This window comes from Streptomyces flavochromogenes, assembly GCF_000717595.1.
In the GTDB taxonomy this organism is placed as follows: Bacteria; Actinomycetota; Actinomycetes; order Streptomycetales; family Streptomycetaceae; genus Streptomyces; species Streptomyces flavochromogenes.
The window spans coordinates 39343-57147 of sequence record NZ_JNZO01000009.1; the positions used below are offsets into that span (position 1 = coordinate 39343).

Genomic DNA, 17805 nt, shown 5'->3' on the forward strand with positions numbered 1-17805 from the left:
ACCTACACCCCTCCTTATGGAAGTCATAAGTTCGCCTTATGGGCCCATAGACCGGGGGCGGGTACCGGTCCGCGTCCCGCATTATTTAGGGTGACCTAAGTGTCGGCGGCTTCGCCGCCACGTCGCTTGCGAAGGGAACCCAGTCATGCCCCGCCCCCTCCGGGTCGCGATCGTCGGCGCCGGCCCCGCCGGAATCTACGCCGCCGATGCGCTGCTGAAGTCCGAGGCCGCCACCGAGCCGGGTGTGTCCATCGACCTCTTCGAGCGGATGCCCGCCCCGTTCGGCCTCATCCGCTACGGCGTCGCCCCCGACCACCCGCGCATCAAGGGCATCGTCAACGCCCTCCACCAGGTCCTCGACAAGCCGCAGGTCCGCCTCTTCGGCAACATCGACTACGGCACCGACATCCACCTCGACGACCTGCGCGCCTTCTACGACGCCGTGATCTTCTCGACCGGCGCCATGGCCGACCGCCCGCTCAGCATCCCGGGCGTCGACCTGGACGGCTCGTACGGCGCCGCCGACTTCGCCTCCTGGTACGACGGCCACCCGGACGTCCCGCGCACCTGGCCGCTCGAAGCGGAGAAGGTCGCCGTCCTCGGCGTCGGCAACGTGGCCCTCGACATCGCCCGCATCCTCGCCAAGACCGGCGACGAGCTGCTGCCCACCGAGATCCCGGCGAACGTCTACGACGGTCTCAAGGCCAACAAGGCCGTCGAGATCCACGTCTTCGGACGCCGCGGCCCGGCCCAGGCCAAGTTCAGCCCCATGGAGCTGCGCGAGCTGGACCACTCCCCCACCATCGAGGTCATCGTCAACCCCGAGGACATCGACTACGACGACGGCTCGATCGCCGAGCGGCGCAAGAACAAGCAGACCGACATGGTCGCCAAGACCCTGGAGAACTGGGCGATCCGCGACGTCGGCGACCGCCCGCACAAGCTCTTCCTGCACTTCTTCGAGTCGCCCGTCGAGATCCTCGGCGAGGACGGCCAGGTCGTCGGCCTGCGCACCGAGCGCACCGAGCTGGACGGCACGGGCAACGTGAAGGGCACCGGCACGACCACGGACTGGGACGTCCAGGCCGTCTACCGCGCCGTCGGCTACCTCTCCGACGAGCTGCCCAAGCTCCCCTGGGACGCCGTCAGCGGCACCGTCCCGGACGAGGGCGGCCGGGTCGTCGAGGAGACCGGCGAGCACATGGCCTCCACGTACTGCACCGGCTGGATCCGCCGCGGCCCCGTCGGCCTCATCGGCCACACGAAGGGCGACGCCAACGAGACCGTGGCGAACCTCCTGGACGACTTCGCGAACGGCCGGCTGCTCACCCCGGACACCCCGGAGGAGGACGCCGTCGTGTCCTTCCTGGAGGGCAAGGGCCTCACGTACACCACGTGGGAGGGCTGGTACGCCCTGGACGCCGCCGAGAAGGCGCTCGGCGAGCCGCAGGGCCGCGAGCGCGTCAAGATCGTCGAGCGCGAGGACATGCTGCGCGCGAGCGGCGCGATCCAGTAGCACTTCGCAGGCCCTCGCCCCTTCCCCGTCCTACCCTGAAAGGACCGGGAAGGGGCGAGAGCCATGTCCGTACCCACCACGACCGATCCGGTCGAGCGCGCCAGGGTCGCCGCCGCCCGTGAGTCCTGGGCCGAGGCGTACGAGCTGCTCCACGCCCACGACCGGCACCCCTCGCGCGGCCTGACCGCCGACGACCTCTCCGTGCTCGCCGACGCCGCCTGGTGGTCCGGGCACGTCGACGAGTCCGTGACCGCCCGGCTCCGGGCGCACGCCGCCTATCTCGCGGCCGACGACCACCGCGGCGCCGGGCTGGCCTCCTGGTGGCTGTACTACGAGTACGCCGGCCTCGGGCGGCCCGCGGCGGCCGCCGGCTGGCTCCACCGGGCCCGGCATCACCTGGAGGACCTGCCCGACTGCCCGGAGCAGTGCTTCCTGGAGATGACGGCCGCCGAGGAGGCCTCGGCCCACGGCGACCACGGGACCGCCCTCGCCGCGACCCGCCGCATGACCGCCCTGGCCCTCGCCTGCGGCAGCCCCGACCTCCTCGCCCTCAGCCGCCAGGCCGAGTCCCGTGTGCTGCTCGCGGCCGGCCGCAGGACCGAGGGCCTCGCCCTCCTCGACGACGCGATGTGCGCGGTGTCGGCGGGCGAACTCAGCGGCATGGTCACGGGCTGGCTGTACTGCCTGGCCCTGACCCAGTGCATGGAGGCCGCCGACTTCGCGCGCGCGGTCGAGTGGACGAACGCGGCGATGGAGTGGTGCGCCCCGCCGTGGACGGGCCGCCCGCAGGACAGGGACACGGCCGCCGGCCCGGCCACGGAGGACTTCCCGGCGGCTGCGGCCCCGCTCCCCATGACCGTCCCCTCCGGTGAGAACCCCTTCCGCGGCGTCTGCCGGGCACACCGGGTCGAGGTCCTCGACCTCCTCGGCGCCTGGGCGCTCGCCGAGGCCGAGGCCCGGCAGGCCTGCCGGGAGGTGCCGGTGGACTGTCTGGAGTCGGCCGCCGCCGCGTACTACGCCGCCGGGGACGTCCAGCGGCGCCAGGGCCGCCTCGAAGCGGCCGCCGTCTCGTACGGGCACGCCCACGAGCTGGGCCGGATCCCGCAGCCGGGCCTCGCGCTGCTGCGCCTCGCGCAGGGCCGGGCCGACGCGGCCGTGGCGGGCGTCGACCTGGCCCTCGCCTGCCGGAGCGACCCCGACCACGACGTCCTGGGCCGGGCCCGTCTGCTGGCCGCCCGTACGGAGGTGGCGCTCGCCGTCCGTGACGTACCCGGGGCGGCGACGGCGGCGGCGGACCTCGACGCCCTCTCGGGCGCCGCCGACGGAGACGTACCCCTGCTGCGTGCCCTGGCCGACACGGCCCTCGGCTCGGTGGCCCTCGCCGAGAAGCGCCCCGGCGCGCTGCTCCCGCTGCGCCGGGCGCTCGCCGGATGGCTGGAGCTGCGGGTGCCGTACGAGGCCGCGCAGGTACGGATGCTGCTCGCGGCGGCCTGCCGTGCGGCGGGCGACGAGGAGGCGGCCCGCCTTGAGCTCGGCACCGCGCGGGCGGTCTTCGAGCGGCTCGGGGCCGTACCGGACGCCCGGCGCGCGGCCGCCCTGCTCAGCGGCGGGTCGCGGCGGCGGCTCCCGGGCGGGCTCACCGCGCGGGAGGCGGAGGTGCTGCGGCTGGTCGCCTCGGGCGGCACGAACAAGGACATCGCCCGTGCCCTGGTGATCAGCGAGCACACCGTCGCCCGGCATCTGAACAACATCTTCGCCAAGCTGGGCGTCGGCTCCCGCGCCTCCGCGACGGCCTACGCGTACGCGCACGACCTGGTCTGAACGGCCCATGCGGACCGGTGCCCGCGCATGGGCGGTTCGGGCGATGCGCGCCGGGAGCCCACCGGGCTACACCGGAGACATGACCACCACGACCGACCCCCTGAACACGCTTCGCGGTGCCGTGCGCGGCACCGTCGTGACCCGCGGCGACCCGTCGTACGACGAGGCCCGCCGGGTCTACAACGCCCTGCACGACCGCCGTCCGGCCGTCGTCGTCCACGCCGTGGACGCCGGCGACGTGATCGCGGCGGTGCTCCACGCCCGGGAGCACGAGCTCCCGCTGGCCGTGCGCGGCGGCTCCCACGCGGTCGCCGGCTTCGGCACCGTGGACGACGGCCTCGTCGTCGACCTGTCCCGGATGCGGAGCGTCCGGGTCGACCCGGCGGCCCGTACGGCACGCGCCGAGGGCGGGGCCACCTGGGGAGACTTCAACCACGCCACCCACGCCTTCGGGCTCGCCACCACCGGCGGGGTGATCTCCTCGACCGGCATCGGCGGTCTCACGCTCGGCGGCGGCATGGGCCATCTGTCCCGCCGCTACGGCCTGAGCTGCGACAACCTGATCGCGGCGGACGTGGTGACCGCCGAGGGCACCCTGGTCTCCTGCGACGCCGAGCGGAACCCGGACCTGTTCTGGGCGCTGCGGGGCGGCGGCGGCAACTTCGGCGTCGCCGTCTCCCTCGCGTACCGGCTGCACCCGGTCGCGGACGTCTTCGGCGGCCTGAGCTGCTACCCCCTCGGCGGGGACGTGGCACGCGCCTGGCGCGAGCTGATCGCGGACTCCCCCGAGGAGCTGAACTCGATCCTGGTCCTCGCGCTCGGCCCGGAGGAACCGTTCCTCCCCGAGCGCTGGCACGGCCGTCCGATCTGCGCCGCGTTCACCTGCTTCAGCGGCCCGGAGGCGGAGGACGAGAAGGTCCTCGCCCGCCTGGACGGACTCGGCCCGGTCATCGGCCGGTTCATGGAGCGGATGCCGTACCCGGTGATCAACACCCTCTTCGACGAACAGCTGCCCGCCGGGCTCTACCACTACTGGAAGGGCAACTTCAGCCGCGAGCTGTCGGACGGTGCGATCGCGGCGCACATGGAGTACGGCGCGACGATGCCGTCCCTCGAATCGGACACGGCGATCTTCCCGATCGACGGCGCCTGCCACCGGGTGGGCCCGGAGGAGACCGCGTTCGCGTACCGGGACGCCGCCTTCTCGCACTCCTTCGGCGGCACCTGGACCGACCCGGCGGACTCGGACCACAACATCGCCTGGACCCGCGCCTACGACACGGCCCTGCGCCCGCACACCCAGGAGGGCGGCTACGTCAACTTCATGGACACCGACGACCAGGACCGCGTACGGGTCAACTACCGCCAGAACTACGACCGGCTCAGGGCGGTCAAACGCCGGTACGACCCCGACAACGTGTTCCGGCTGAACCAGAACATCGCGCCCTGAGCGGTCCTACGAGACCGTCCGGGCCGAGGCCAGCAGACGCACGACGTCGTCCGGGGCGAGCGCGAGCGCGTTGCCGACCGTCCCCAGGACCTCCCGCTCGGCCGGGCTGTAGACCCCGTCGGCGAGGGCGATCCCGGCCGCCTGGAGCAGGATCGACTCCCGGCCGGAGGGCGCGAGGTGCGGGGTGAGGGGCTCCAGGGCCTCGTGCAGCTCGATCGCGAGGAGCGCGCCCTCGGGGTTCACCTCGGGCATGAAGCGCCCTGTGTCGGCCTCCAGGGCCTCGACGAGGTCGACGAGCTGGACGGCGGTGCACTCGGCGTAGCCGGCGGACCTGACGGCGCTCACGGCCCGGTCGAGGACCGCCCGTGATTCGGTGCCGCCGGCCGCGAGCACGGCGAGGGCGACGGTGTGCACGGCGTCCCGCAGCATCGCGGAGAAACGGCTGGTCGTGGGGTGGTCGAGCACGTCCGTACCGAAGTGCGTGTGACAGGCCGCGCATTCGACGACGGGCCCCGTACAGCCCCGGGGCAGGACCGGGACCCCCAGGACGGCGAACCTGCGGCGGCCGGTGCGGCGCCGGTAATTGCGGTCGCCGCCGCACTCCTCGCAGAAGAACTCGCCGTCACCGACCGTGTTCCAGGAGGTGCGGATTCCGCAGACGCCCACTTTCCCACCACGTGAATTCCGGGCAGACCGCACACGCACCTCCTCAACGGCCCGGCTGCACTGCCGGCGTTGGCGTGATGTTAGCCACATCCTTGATGTGGCGTCAGCACCCCGTCAGGAGTTCACTGCGGAGATGGCCGAGACACGTCACCGCCCGCGCAGCGCGGCGGCGGCGCTTTGCGAAGGCCAGGAAGGCTCCGCCGGCCCCGCCGGCCGCCTCCGCCGGGCCGATCGCAACGGATTCGATGGCCGAAGCGGTCGTCGCGAGATCACCCTCCGGGGTGGTGCCGAGCCCGGAAACATGACCGGGGCGGAAACGGGACGGCCCCCGCCCCTCGGAAGGGTGCGGGGGCCGTCTCCCGAGGGCCGGGTCAGCGGGCGGAGCGGTTGACCGCCGAGATGACCGCCTTCAGGGAGGCGCGGGTCGTGTTGGCGTCGATGCCGATGCCCCACAGGACCTGACCGTCGATGGCGCACTCGATGTACGAGGCGGCCTGCGCGGAGGCGCCCTCGCTCATGGTGTGCTCCTGGTAGTCCAGCAGGCGGGCGTCCACGCCGATCGCCTGCAGGGCGGCGAAGAAGGCGGAGATCGGGCCGTTGCCGGAGCCGGACAGGACGGTCTCGGCGCCGTCGACGACCGCCTCGACGGTCAGCGTGTCCGTGCCGTCCGTGTCGGAGGTGGTCTGGCCGGAACGCAGCTGGATCCGACCCCAACGAGCCGCGGTGTCGTCCGGGCTGGGCAGGTACTCGTCCTGGAAGACGGACCAGATGGCGGCCGGCGTGACCTCGCCGCCCTCGGTGTCCGTCTTCTGCTGGATGATCTTCGAGAACTCGATCTGCATCCGGCGGGGCAGGTCCAGCTTGTGGTCGTTCTTCAGGACGTACGCGATGCCGCCCTTGCCGGACTGCGAGTTGACCCGGATGACCGCCTCGTAGGAGCGGCCGACGTCCTTGGGGTCGATCGGCAGGTACGGCACCGCCCATTCGATGTCGTCGACGGTCTTGCCCTGGGCGGCCGCGTCGGCCTCCATGGCGTCGAAGCCCTTCTTGATGGCGTCCTGGTGGGAGCCGGAGAAGGCGGTGTAGACCAGGTCGCCCGCGTAGGGGTGGCGCGGGTGGACCTCCATCTGGTTGCAGTACTCGGAGGTGCGACGGATCTCGTCGATCTGCGAGAAGTCGATCTGCGGGTCGACGCCCTGGCTGAACAGGTTCATGCCCAGGGTCACCAGGTCGACGTTGCCGGTGCGCTCGCCCTGCCCGAACAGGCAGCCCTCGATGCGGTCGGCGCCGGCCATGATCGCCAGCTCGGCGGCCGCCACGGCCGTACCGCGGTCGTTGTGCGGGTGGACCGATACGCAGATGTGCTCGCGGCGGGTCAGGTTCCGGGACATCCACTCGAAGCGGTCCGCGTGCGTGGACGGCGTCGAACGCTCCACGGTGGCGGGCAGGTTCAGGATGATCTCGCGGCCCGGGCCCGGCTGCCAGACGTCGCAGACCGCCTCGCAGACCTCCAGGGCGAAGTCCAGCTCGGTGTCGGTGAAGATCTCGGGGCTGTACTGGTAGCCGAAGACCGTGCGCTCGTCCAGCAGCTTCTCCGCGTACTCCATGACCAGACGGGTGCCGTCCACGGCGATCTGCTTGATCTGCTCCTTCGAGCCGCGGAAGACGACGCGGCGGAAGGTGGGCGCGGTGGCGTTGTACAGGTGGACGGTGGCGCGCTTCGCGCCGACCAGGGACTCCACGGTCCGCTCGATCAGGTCCTCGCGGGCCTGGGTCAGTACGGAGATGGTGACGTCGTCCGGGATCGCGCCCTCTTCGATGATGGAGCGCACGAACGCGAAGTCGGTCTCGCCGGAGGACGGGAAGCCGACCTCGATCTCCTTGTAGCCCATGCGCACGAGCAGGTCGAACATCTCGCGCTTGCGGGCCGGGGACATCGGGTCGATCAGGGCCTGGTTGCCGTCGCGCAGGTCGGTGGACAGCCAGCGCGGGGCCTTGGTGATCCGCTGCTCGGGCCAGGTGCGGTCGGGGATCCGTACCTGCTCGTACCGGCCGTACTTGTGGATCGGCATCCCGGACGGCTTCTGCAGCTGCGTCGCGTTGGTGATCGGCGTGGGGCGGCTGACGAACGGAGACTGGGACATGTGCGTTGGGCTCCTCGGGTCCGGCAAGAAGGACGGCCGACTGTCGAACGCAACACCAGGTCCCGCGGGGAGGGGGTCGGCCTACGACTACAGGCCCTCGCCGCGGCAGCTAAGGAGAAGCAGCCCGAAACGCATGATGTGCCGCAGCCTAGCCCAGGGACGCCGGAGACGGACGCCCTGTATCAGTATGCGGGACGGCGCCCGCGTCAAGGCCGAACAGTGACGCATCACTCCATTTCGCCAATCCTCGTCTCAGCCCGTGACAGAGGGCTCACGCAGTGCCACATTGCGAGCATGACTCCCCAGACGCCCGTCTTCTGCTCGATCGTCCCCCCGCACCTCCTGGAGCACCTGGCGCACTCCTCGAACCCCGCCGTCGCCGAGGCCGCGCGCCGCACGCTCATCGCGGACGCCTCGGCCCGTACGTTCCGGATCCTGCCGCTGCCCGGCACCGCGCCCACGCTCGCCCCCGCCGAGGCCGGCAAGCCGCACCGCACGATCTACGACTGCGAGCGCCGCACCGACCTGCCCGGGACGAAGGTCCGCGGCGAGGGCGACGCGGCGACCGGGGACGCCACGGTCAACCGGGCGTACGCCGGCCTGGGCGCCACCTTCGACCTCTTCCTCAACGCCTTCGGGCACAACTCCATCGACGGCGCCGGGCTGCCGCTGCTCGCCTCCGTCCACTACGACGAGAAGTACGGCAACGCCTTCTGGAACGGCGAGCAGATGGTGTTCGGCGACGGCGACGACGAGATCTTCCTCGACTTCACCCTCCCCGTGGACGTCATCGGCCACGAGCTCGCCCACGGCTTCACCCAGCACTCGGCGAACCTGGAGTACTTCAGCCAGTCCGGCGCCCTCAACGAGTCGGTCTCCGACGTCTTCGGCTCCCTCGTGAAGCAGTACGCGCTCGGCCAGTCCGCTGAGGCCGCCGACTGGCTCATCGGCGAGGGTCTCTTCCACCCGAACGTGGAGGGGACGGCGCTGCGCTCCATGAAGGCCCCGGGCACCGCGTACGACGACGACATCCTCGGCAAGGACCCGCAGCCCGGCCACATGGACGACTACGTCCGCACCGGCCGCGACAACGGCGGCGTCCACATCAACTCCGGCATCCCCAACCACGCCTTCTACCTGGCGGCGACCGAACTGGGCGGCAACTCCTGGGAGCGGGCCGGGCAGATCTGGTACGACGTGATGACCGGCGGGACCCTCACCCCCGAGGCCCGGTTCTCCGAGTTCGCGGCAGCCACGGTGGCGGCGGCGCGGGCGCGGTACGGCGACGGGGAGGAGATCCAGGCCGTCCTGAAGGCCTGGTCGGCGGTGGGCGTACCGACCGACTGATCCGGCTGGTACACAGGTCCCATGCGGATTCGAGTGCGGCGCACGGGCGGTTTCGCGGGCATCGAGCGGTCGGCGGAGGTGGAGGTCTCGGACCGCGAGTGGGAGTCCCTGGCCACCGCCGTCCTCGACGAGGGCGAGAGTGACGTCCGGGGCGTGCCGGACGGCTTCTCGTACGAGATCACGATCGACGGCGTCACCGTCCGCTGCTGCGACCCCCGCCTCTCGGAGGCGCAGAGGGCCCTCGTCACGAGGGTCCTCAAGGAGGGCGCGTAGGCCTGCACGGCCTAGCGGGAGGCACGCCGCCAGAATCTGTTCTCCTTCGGCGGCCGGACCTTCAGGGACCAGTCCCCGTCGGCGCTGACGAGCTGCACGAGCAGGGGCCCCTCGGGCAGCGGACGCGTCTCCCGGGGGAACCTGCTCGCCTCGTTGGCGAGGAGGTGATCGCGGCCGTCCGGCTCGTAGCCGTGCACGTTGAACCACTCGAATCCGAGCCTCGTGCGGAGCCGTGAGGTGAGCTGGCCGGCCGGGCCCGTGTACAGCAGCACGTCGGAGCCCCGTCCCTCGGCCGTGCCGTCGAGGACCTCCACGGTGCTCACCGGGCGGACGGCGACCGTCCACGGCTCGCTGGAACTCACGCGCAGGCGCAGCGGGGCCTTGCCGTCGTACCGCAGGACCCGGCGGGCCCCCTGGTCCTTCAGCAGCGTGTTCGCGAGCAGGGCGTCCCTCTGGCCCTCCTCGTCGATGCTGTGCACGGCGAAGTAGCCGTCGCCCCTCCGGGTCGATTCGACGACGACCCAACCGGCCGGGACGGGCACGTCGACGACGATGTCGGCCTTGCCCTCGCCACTGCGGACGAACTCCGGGAACTCCCCGCCGAACAGCTCGGCGTCCGACCGCGGGCCGGTCCGCGAAAGGCGCTGTGCGGGGACCTGCGGCGATGTCCGTACGAGGGCGGCCTCGGCCTCGGCCTCCCGGACCTTGGCGAGGAGCTCCTCGGGGATGGCCTCCGGAGAGGCGCCGACGGAGACGGGCTCGTCGACCGGGTCGGGCCCGTCGTGCGCGGGCTCGTGGCCGGGGGCGGGCTCGTCGTCGTGCGCGGGCTCCGGGTCCCCGCCCACGATGCCGAAGTCCTCGGCGAGGCCGACGAGGCCGGAGTCGTACCCCTGGCCGAGCGCGCGGAACTTCCACGCACCGTCGCGCAGGTAGAACTCGCCGAGGAGGAACGCGGTCTCGGTGCTCGCGTCGTCGACCTCGTACAGCGCGAGCTGCTCGCCGGTGGCGGCGCTGACCGTCCGGATGTGCAGGCCCGGGACCTGGCCGAACGTCCCGTGCTCGCTGGAGGCGGTGATCACGATGCGCCGGACGGCGGGCTCGACGCGCTCGGTGTCGATCTCCAGCCAGTCGGCGACCCGCCGCTCCCCGTCCCGTACCCGGTCGAGCAGGCGCACCGCGCCGGACGCGTGCACCGGCTGGTTGTAGAAGACCAGGTCGCCGTCGCCCCTGACCCTGCCCGAGGCGTCGAGCAGCAGCGCCGAGGCGTCGACCTCCGGCACTCCGTCATCGGCGTCCCGCCGGACGACCGCGATCCGCCACACCTGCCCGGGGACCGGCAGGTTTCCCCCCTTGACGATCTCTGTCACGGTGCCATGCTGGCACGCGCCGGCGGGGGGTGCCTAGTGGAACTAGAAGCCCAGCTTGCGCAGCTGCTTGGGGTCCCGCTGCCAGTCCTTCGCGACCTTCACGTGGAGGTCGAGGAAGACCGGGGTGCCGAGGAGGGCCTCGATGTGCTTGCGGGACTTCATGCCGACCTCCTTGAGACGGCTGCCCTTCGGGCCGATGATGATGCCCTTCTGGCTGGGGCGCTCGATGTACACGTTGGCGTGGATGTCGAGCAGCGGCCGGTCCGCCGGGCGGTTCTCGCGCGGGATCATCTCCTCGACGACCACCGCGATCGAGTGCGGCAGCTCGTCCCGTACGCCTTCGAGCGCGGCCTCGCGGATCAGCTCCGCGACCATGACCTGCTCCGGCTCGTCCGTGAGGTCGCCCTCCGGGTAGAGCGGCGGGGACTCCGGGAGCAGCGGGATCAGCAGGTCGGCGACGAGCTGGACCTGCTTGTTGCCGACGGCCGAGACCGGCACGATCTGCGCCCACTCGAAGCCCAGCTCCTTGCCGAGCTGGTCGACGGCGATCAGCTGCTCGGCGAGGGTCTTGGAGTCGACCAGGTCGGTCTTGGTGATGATCGCGACCTTGGGGGTCTTCTTGATCCCGGCGAGTTCCTTGGCGATGAACTTGTCGCCGGGGCCGAGCTTCTGGTCGGCGGGCAGGCAGAAGCCGATCACGTCGACCTCGGCCCAGGTGGTGCGCACCACGTCGTTGAGCCGCTCGCCGAGGAGGGTGCGCGGCTTGTGGAGACCGGGGGTGTCCACCAGGATCAGCTGCGCCTCCGGGCGGTGCACGATGCCGCGGACGGTGTGCCGGGTGGTCTGCGGCCGGTTCGAGGTGATGGCCACCTTCTGGCCGACCAGAGCGTTCGTGAGGGTGGACTTGCCCGCGTTGGGGCGGCCGACGAAGCAGGCGAAGCCGGCCCGGTGGACGGCTTCGGTTTCTTGGTTGCGAGCGCTCATGGGGGCCATTGTCCCCGATGAGCGCCCGCCTCACGTACTCACGTGCGCACTCGGCTCCGCGCGGGCCGCCCTGTGCCGTCGGATCCGCAGGCCGAAGAGGCCCGCGACGCCCCCGACGAGCAGGGTCGCGGCGGCGAGCCAGGGCAGGGCGAGGAAGGAGACCGTGCCGGTTTCCCTGACGTCCTTCGCGGTGGCGGTGAGGGTGATGTCACCCCAGTCGAGCTGCGGGGAGCCGGTCCACCGCTCGGTGAGCCGAATCTTCTGCCGGGGCAGCAGCTCGGACGGCACCTGGGCGAGGTCGCGGTCGAGGAGGGTGCGTCCGAAGAGGCCCTCGGCCCTGAGGGCGACCTTGGGGTTGAGGGTGACGTTGCCCCGGTTGTGCAGCGTGTACGAGACGACCGCGCTGCTCGTGCCGACGCCGGGAACCAGCGGCCGGTCCTGGTCGACGGTGACGTCCTCGACGCCGAGTGCGGGCACGGTCGGCCCGTTGACCCGCAGGTAGAGGCGGGCGGCGACGGCGCGCTGGACGCCGACGGCGACGGCGCCCTTCCCGCCGGGGCTGATCCGCTCGTCGAGGGCGACGAGCGCCCCGGGGTGGTCGCCTGGGTCGGCGTCTGCGGGGACGGTCAGTGTGTACCGGACGGTGACGGCGGAGCCGGGCGGGACGGTGATCCTGGTCCGCTCGGGCGTGATCCAGGCACCGGCGCCGGTCTGCTTCTCCCGCTGGGTGCGGACGGCGAAGCCGCCGTCCCGCTCGGTGTTGTAGGCGTCGGCGCCGTAGAGCCGGAAGGTCAGCGGGGCGGCCGTCTTGTTGGCGACGGTGACCCGGTCGGTGAGGGTGGAACCCGGATCGGCGCTGAGGAAGAAGTAGGGACGGCTGCCCGGCTGGGCGGCGGCCGGATAGACGGCCCACTCGCCGTTCTCGGCGGCCTGTGCGTGCGGGGCGGGGCCCAGAAGGAGGAGCAGGACGCTCAGGAGGAGTACGTACAGCGTGCGCACGAGCCGAAAACCCCCGGGGTGCGGAGCGGGCCGGCCGGGTGCGCGCCCGGCCCGCACGGTGGTCAGGACAGGGTGAGCGTCAGCACGCCCGCGTACGAGCCCGGCGCCGTGAAGGCCGGGACGTCGAGGGAGAGCCCCGCGTCGATCGTGAACTCGCCACCCGTGAGGGCGCCGTTCGGCGTGGAGGCGAGGGTCGCGCCGCCGCTGCCGACCGGACCGGACGATCCCGCCGCGCAGGCGCTGGGGCTGCCGGCCTTGGCGGTGCAGGCCGGGGTCCAGCTGAGGTTGCCGGCGCCGATGGAGCCGCCGGTGCCGGTGAAGTCGGTGACCTTGCCGGTGAGGGACCAGCCCGCGGGGCCGCCGCGGAAGTCCTTCACCGTCACCGTCTTGAGGGCGCCGGTCGCCGCACCGCCCTGGCCGAAGTCGACGGACGACAGCTCGACGGTGTCCCCGGCCTGGGTCATGGAGAGCTCACCCGCGGTGACGGCCGCGGTGATGGTCTGGCTGTTCGGCGGTGCCGGTACGACGACCTTGTACGCGGCGGGTCCGGCGCCCTTGTCGGGGTCCCAGGCCGCGCCCTCGTAGGCCACGATCCCGGTGGTCGCCACGTCGTTGACCTTCAGGCGCGCGGCGAAGGAGCCCTCGCTGTCGGTCGTAACGGTCATCTTGTCCGCGGTCTCCGCCGCCCCGGCCCGGCCGACGACGGTGACCTCGGTGAGCGGGGTGAACCTGGAGCCGTTGACGGTCACCCGGACGCCCGGGTCGCCGGACGCGGTGTCGAGGGCCAGCGCGCGGGTGTTGGGGCTGGTCACGGGGCTCGCGACGACCGTCTCGGAGACCGGGGCGGGCGGGGTGAGCACCGTACAGGGGGTGTCCAGCTCCATGAGGTAGCTGGTGTGGATGTTGTAGTCGCCGGGCGAGAGGGTGATCGACCCGGCCTGGGTGACGGTGAAGGTGCCGGTCATCGAGAAGGCCGGGAAGGAGCCCTTGCCGGGGACCGGCGGGTTCTTCTTGGGGCCGTTGACGGTGACCGCGCCGCTCTGGGCGCCGCCGAGGACGACCTTGCCGCTGGGCGTCATGATGTCGGCCGGCAGCGCGAGGTCGACCGGGTTGGACGCGGCGGGCTTGGTGATCGTGTACGTCACCGTGACCGTCTCGCCGACCTTGGGGCTGGCCTTGTCGACGGTGATCTCGGCGGTGGTGGTGCCCGTGATGGGCGGGATGCCGGCGATCGGCGGCGGGACGCAGCGGGTCTGGAATTCCACCGGCTGGGAGGTGGTCGCCGCGCCGGCCGGGGCCGCGAGCGCGCCTCCTGCGACCGCGAGGGCGGTGGCGCCGAGGACGGCGGTCCAGCGCCGTCTTCGGGCCGCCGCCCGGGATCGGGTGAGTGCCATGTGTATGCCCCCTCCTGAGGGATGAGTGGGCGCCATTGACGGCCGCGGGCGGAGAGAAGTCAATGCAAGCGAAAGACATCGACTGATGACCCATCAGATCATGTCAAGATCCTCGGATCGAAGGCGTTTACCCAGGTCAGCCGCCTCTCCCGGGACACCGGAACACGACGGAGACCGGTGCCGCCCAGGGCGACACCGGTCCGGTTCGGTACGGGGATCAGCTGAAGACGAACGGGCCCGGCGACTGCGAGGTCAGCGCGTCGCAGTTCACCGTGACCCCGAAGATCACCATCTTGAGGGCGACACCCGCGAAGTACGAGTTGAGGCTGTCGCCGGAGGCCACGGTCCCGCTGAGGGGACCGATGGTCACGGGACCCACGGGGAGCGCCGGGTTCTTCTTGCCGCTGAAGACCCGTGTACCGCCACCGGCCTTGGCGAGCGTCAGCGTGGCGTTGATCTGGTCGGCGCCGACCGGGATCGGGGTCGTCACGGACGAGGTGAGGGTGATGGTGGCGGCGGTGCCGCTCTGCGTCGCGACGAGGGTGGCACTGCCGCCGCCCCACGAACCGCAGTCGTAGGTCGCCGTGGCCGAGCCCGGCGAGACGGCGGCGGCCGTCGGCGCGAAGGCGAGCGAGGCGGCGGCGAGCCCTCCGGCGACGACCGCGAAGGTTCCTAAGGTGCTTCTGCTTCTCATGGCGAGTTCGAACCCCTTCCGATGGCGAACGCAGGGGTGCGGACACTGCGTGAATGGTGGAGATCTGACGGTCCGTCGGGCGAACCGGTGTTCATTGAGACGCAGACCGCATGGGAAGGCAAGAGAAGATGCGGTGATCCTTCACAAACACACAAACGCGGTGACGCACAAGGGCCCGGCGCGTGTACGCCGGGCCCTCGTTGTCCCGTTCTCGTCGCTCGTCCCCGTGCGGCGGCGAGTCGCTCAGCCCGCCGTGACCGCCACGCGCAGCTGCCCGTCCGGACCGGCCAGCAGAACCGGGGTCTCCGGGCCGCCGAGGTCCCGCACCGCCGCGCGGTCCTCGTCCGAGGCGGACTCGGCGCTCGACACGACGGCCGCCGCCTCCAGGGACTGGGCGCCGCTCGCCACCGCCATCGCGACCGCGGTCCGCAGTGCGCTCAGCTTGAGCGACTCCAGCTCCACGGTCCCCGCCACGTACGTACGACCGGTCTCGTCCCGTACGGCGGCCCCCTCGGGCACACCGTTACGGGCGCGGGCGCTGCGCGCCAGCGTGATGATCTTGAGGTCCTCGGCGCCGAGGTCGCCGTGCTCGCTGCTGAGTGTCATGCCCCGAGCATAGGTCCGCCCCGGAACGCGGCCCGCGACGGCCCCGAGGCCCTGAGCGGCCCGGGCCGCGCGAGGCTCGGCCCGCGCACCCCCGGAGCTCAGCCCGCGACCGGGTACATCGCCCCGCGGCGCCCCTCCGGCGACACCAGCCACTCCAGCTTCTCCGCCGTGCCGGCCTCCGGCAGCGGGGTGTGGAGCACGATCACCAGATCCGGCCGGGCCGGGACCCTGAGCTGGGTCGCCTCGACGTACAGCGTGCCGACCAGCGGGTGCTCCAGCTCCTTGCGGTTCTGGCCGCCGGGCAGGATGTCCCGCCGCTCCCACAGCTCCGCGAACTCCGGGCTCAGCCCCTTGACCTCCTCGACGACCTGCCGGAAACCCTCGTCCTCGGGGCTCTCCGAGCACGCCGAACGGAACTGGGCGACGACCCGGGGGGCGATCTCCTCCCAGTGGCCCATGCGGGTGCGGTACAGCGGGTCGGTGAAGAAGGTGACCAGGCAGTTCTGCACGGTGTCGGGACCCATCCCGAGCACGATCGCCGCAGCGTCGTTGTACAGGACGGTGTTCCAGTACGCGTCCATGATGTGCGCGGGGAACGGCATCCACGCGTCGATGAGACGCCGCAGCCCGTCGCACATGTCCCGGTCCTCCGGGGCCGTCTCCGGCGCCGGCGGGTTCAGCGCCGCCAGGACGTACAGATGGCGCCGCTCCGCCGGGCTCAGCCGCAGCACCCGCGCCACCGAGTCGAGCACCTGCGGCGAGACCGTGATGTCCCGGCCCTGCTCCAGCCACTGGTACCAGGAGACCCCGACGCCCGCGAGGACCGCGACCTCCTCCCGGCGCAGCCCCGGCGTCCGGCGGCGCGCGCCACCGTCCGGAAGGCCCGCCTCCGCGGGGCTCACCCGGGCCCGACGGCTCATCAGGAACTCACGCAGTTCCCCGAGTCGGTGCTGCTTCGCCGTGGTGCTCTCGAGAGCGGTGGCCACGTGTGCTTCCTCCCCCTGGATGCCTGGTGGTACGACCAACAGGATAAGTTCCCGCTCCCCAGCGTTGTTCCCGGACGCCCAAGGTGAGGTCATGGCAACGCTGACCTCTCCTCCCACGGGCACCGACACCGAGGCCGCCCCTCCGGCCGCTCCCCCGGCCCTCACCGGCCGCACCCGGCTCATCCTCTTCGTGCTGTGCGCCGCCCAGTTCATGGTGGCGCTCGACTTCTCCGTGCTGAACGTGGCACTGCCCGTCCTCGGCGCCGACCTCGGCCTCGGCCAGTCCGCCCTCCAGTGGGCGGTCACCGCCTTCGCACTGCCCTCCGGCGGCTTCCTGCTCCTCTTCGGCCGCGTCGGCGACCTCTACGGACGCAAGAAGCTGTTCCTCGCCGGACTCGCCCTCTTCGGCCTCGCCTCGCTGCTCGCCACCTTCGCCTGGAACCCGGCCGCCTTCCTCGCCGGACGCGCCCTCCAGGGCCTCGGGGCCGCCGCGATCGTGCCGACCGGCATGTCCCTGCTGACCACGACCTTCCCCGAGGGGCCACTGCGCGACAGGGCACTCGGCATCTCCGGCACGCTGCTCTCGCTCGGCTTCACCGTCGGCATGGTCCTCGGCGGTGTCATGACGGACACCCTCGGATGGCGTTCCACCATGGGCCTGCTCGCCCTCTTCGCCGTGATCGTGCTGCCGCTGGCCCCCGGCCTGCTCCCCGAGTCCCGCACCCCCGAGCGGCCCCGCCTGGACGTGCCCGGCGCGGTGACCGTCACCGGTGGTCTGCTCGCCCTGATCTACGCCCTGTCGACGGCGGCCGAGCGCGGCTTCGGCGGCACGGACGTGCGGGTCACCCTGGTGGCGGGAATCGCCCTGCTCGCGGTGTTCGTGCGGGTCGAGTCACGGCACGCGGCTCCGCTGGTGTCGCTGCCGATGCTGCGGCGCCGCACGGTCGCCTTCGGCAACCTGGGCGGTCTGATCACCTTCTCCATGATGTCGACCGTCGTCTTCGTCCTCACCCTGTACCTGCAGGAGACGCTGGACCTGTCGGCCTTCGCGACGGGACTCGTCTTCGGTGTGCAGGGCGTGATGTCGGTCGTGGCCGGCATGCTCGCGCCGAAGGTGATCGGGCGGATCGGCGCCCGCGTCACCCTGGTCGGCTCGCTGGTCGGTCAGGGCGTGCTGACGGCCGCGCTGCTCGGTCTGGGCGAGGATTCGGGTGTGGTCCTGGCGACCGTCGCCGTCTCGCTGGCCTCGATGTGCCACCTCGGCGCGATCATCGCGTACGGACTGACCGTCACCTCGGGTGTCCCGGACGAGGAGCAGGGCCTGGCGACCGGCCTGGTGACGACCACCCAGCAGGTCGGCCTCACGGTCGGCATTCCGCTGCTCGGCGTGCTCGCCACCACGGGCGGTGACCTGTTCGGCGGTGTCCGCACGGTCCTCGTCCTGGACGCGGCGATCGTCCTGGGCACGGCGGTCCTCGTCGGCCTCGGTCTGCGGCGCCGGTCCTGACCACGCCGGCGGGAGAGCGACGGCCTGTCGTGGGCGACGTCCCGCCGAGGG

Annotated in this window: 15 protein-coding genes; 6 read left to right on the top strand and 9 right to left on the bottom strand. The window is 72.0% G+C overall.

Annotation, left to right across the window (positions count from 1 at the left end; translation table 11 throughout):
* The first annotated feature begins 145 nt into the window (after positions 1-145).
* The 3 genes from IF00_RS0112610 to IF00_RS0112620 all read left to right on the top strand — a co-directional run bounded on the left by IF00_RS0112610 (position 146) and on the right by IF00_RS0112620 (position 4787).
* Complete coding sequence (locus IF00_RS0112610; RefSeq protein ID WP_030317446.1) at positions 146-1516, top strand: FAD-dependent oxidoreductase; 1371 nt, start codon at positions 146-148, stop codon at positions 1514-1516.
* A gap of 63 nt (positions 1517-1579) precedes the next feature.
* Complete coding sequence (locus tag IF00_RS0112615) at positions 1580-3337, top strand: LuxR family transcriptional regulator (RefSeq protein ID WP_030317448.1); 1758 nt, start codon at positions 1580-1582, stop codon at positions 3335-3337.
* A 79-nt stretch (positions 3338-3416) separates the two neighbouring features.
* Positions 3417-4787: an FAD-binding oxidoreductase gene (locus IF00_RS0112620; RefSeq protein ID WP_030317449.1), complete on the top strand. Its 1371-nt coding sequence runs from the start codon at positions 3417-3419 to the stop codon at positions 4785-4787.
* Positions 4788-4793: 6 nt separating this feature from the next.
* Here IF00_RS0112620 and IF00_RS0112625 read toward each other — a convergent pair whose 3' ends face one another.
* On the bottom strand, positions 4794-5486 hold the full coding sequence (locus tag IF00_RS0112625; RefSeq protein ID WP_030317451.1) for a TerB family tellurite resistance protein: 693 nt from the start codon (positions 5484-5486) through the stop codon (positions 4794-4796).
* Positions 5487-5824: 338 nt separating this feature from the next.
* Positions 5825-7597 (bottom strand): 2-isopropylmalate synthase, encoded by a 1773-nt coding sequence (leuA, locus tag IF00_RS0112630; protein ID WP_030317452.1) that lies wholly within the window; start codon positions 7595-7597, stop codon positions 5825-5827.
* Positions 7598-7891: 294 nt separating this feature from the next.
* Between leuA and IF00_RS0112635 the strand changes: the two genes are divergently transcribed.
* A complete protein-coding gene (locus IF00_RS0112635; RefSeq protein ID WP_030317454.1) occupies positions 7892-8944 on the top strand; it encodes a M4 family metallopeptidase in 1053 nt (350 codons plus the stop codon).
* 21 nt (positions 8945-8965) lie between these two features.
* Positions 8966-9217, top strand: coding sequence for a protealysin inhibitor emfourin (locus IF00_RS0112640; protein WP_030317456.1), 252 nt, complete (start codon positions 8966-8968; stop codon positions 9215-9217).
* 11 nt (positions 9218-9228) lie between these two features.
* Here the strand turns inward: IF00_RS0112640 and IF00_RS0112645 are convergent, their stop codons facing one another.
* The 7 genes from IF00_RS0112645 to IF00_RS0112675 form a co-directional block, all read right to left on the bottom strand.
* Entirely contained in the window at positions 9229-10584 is a 1356-nt protein-coding gene (locus tag IF00_RS0112645) for a TerD family protein (protein ID WP_078944653.1), read from the bottom strand.
* Positions 10585-10626: 42 nt separating this feature from the next.
* A complete protein-coding gene (gene era / locus IF00_RS0112650) occupies positions 10627-11577 on the bottom strand; it encodes a GTPase Era (protein WP_374115426.1) in 951 nt (316 codons plus the stop codon).
* A 21-nt stretch (positions 11578-11598) separates the two neighbouring features.
* Complete coding sequence (locus IF00_RS0112655; RefSeq protein ID WP_037638109.1) at positions 11599-12567, bottom strand: WxL protein peptidoglycan domain-containing protein; 969 nt, start codon at positions 12565-12567, stop codon at positions 11599-11601.
* A gap of 62 nt (positions 12568-12629) precedes the next feature.
* The gene (locus IF00_RS0112660) at positions 12630-13961 is read right to left on the bottom strand and encodes a hypothetical protein (RefSeq protein ID WP_030317460.1); all 1332 of its coding nucleotides are present in this window, start codon (positions 13959-13961) and stop codon (positions 12630-12632) included.
* A 217-nt stretch (positions 13962-14178) separates the two neighbouring features.
* Positions 14179-14655, bottom strand: coding sequence for a hypothetical protein (locus IF00_RS0112665; protein ID WP_030317461.1), 477 nt, complete (start codon positions 14653-14655; stop codon positions 14179-14181).
* Positions 14656-14898: 243 nt separating this feature from the next.
* Entirely contained in the window at positions 14899-15261 is a 363-nt protein-coding gene (locus IF00_RS0112670; protein WP_030317464.1) for a cytidine/deoxycytidylate deaminase family protein, read from the bottom strand.
* A gap of 98 nt (positions 15262-15359) precedes the next feature.
* Positions 15360-16181 carry a helix-turn-helix transcriptional regulator gene (locus tag IF00_RS0112675; protein ID WP_388305377.1) on the bottom strand — a complete coding sequence of 274 codons (822 nt, stop codon included), beginning with the start codon at positions 16179-16181 and terminating at the stop codon, positions 15360-15362.
* Positions 16182-16338: 157 nt separating this feature from the next.
* Between IF00_RS0112675 and IF00_RS0112680 the strand changes: the two genes are divergently transcribed.
* Positions 16339-17754, top strand: a complete 1416-nt coding sequence (locus tag IF00_RS0112680) for an MFS transporter (protein ID WP_030317469.1) — start codon at positions 16339-16341, stop codon at positions 17752-17754.
* Positions 17755-17805: the final 51 nt, after the last annotated feature.

What these genes read in the sequence shown, in the direction of transcription:
- leuA (WP_030317452.1), bottom strand. Translation starts at nt 7,597, where the DNA reads ATGTCCCAGTCTCCGTTCGTCAGCCGCCCCACGCCGATCACCAACGCG.
- IF00_RS0112660 (WP_030317460.1), bottom strand. Translation starts at nt 13,961, where the DNA reads ATGGCACTCACCCGATCCCGGGCGGCGGCCCGAAGACGGCGCTGGACC.
- IF00_RS0112620 (WP_030317449.1), top strand. Translation starts at nt 3,417, where the DNA reads ATGACCACCACGACCGACCCCCTGAACACGCTTCGCGGTGCCGTGCGC.
- IF00_RS0112640 (WP_030317456.1), top strand. Translation starts at nt 8,966, where the DNA reads ATGCGGATTCGAGTGCGGCGCACGGGCGGTTTCGCGGGCATCGAGCGG.
- IF00_RS0112675 (WP_388305377.1), bottom strand. Translation starts at nt 16,181, where the DNA reads ATGAGCCGTCGGGCCCGGGTGAGCCCCGCGGAGGCGGGCCTTCCGGAC.
- IF00_RS0112610 (WP_030317446.1), top strand. Translation starts at nt 146, where the DNA reads ATGCCCCGCCCCCTCCGGGTCGCGATCGTCGGCGCCGGCCCCGCCGGA.
- IF00_RS0112665 (WP_030317461.1), bottom strand. Translation starts at nt 14,655, where the DNA reads ATGAGAAGCAGAAGCACCTTAGGAACCTTCGCGGTCGTCGCCGGAGGG.
- IF00_RS0112615 (WP_030317448.1), top strand. Translation starts at nt 1,580, where the DNA reads ATGTCCGTACCCACCACGACCGATCCGGTCGAGCGCGCCAGGGTCGCC.
- IF00_RS0112635 (WP_030317454.1), top strand. Translation starts at nt 7,892, where the DNA reads ATGACTCCCCAGACGCCCGTCTTCTGCTCGATCGTCCCCCCGCACCTC.
- IF00_RS0112680 (WP_030317469.1), top strand. Translation starts at nt 16,339, where the DNA reads ATGGCAACGCTGACCTCTCCTCCCACGGGCACCGACACCGAGGCCGCC.
- IF00_RS0112670 (WP_030317464.1), bottom strand. Translation starts at nt 15,261, where the DNA reads ATGACACTCAGCAGCGAGCACGGCGACCTCGGCGCCGAGGACCTCAAG.
- era (WP_374115426.1), bottom strand. Translation starts at nt 11,577, where the DNA reads ATGGCCCCCATGAGCGCTCGCAACCAAGAAACCGAAGCCGTCCACCGG.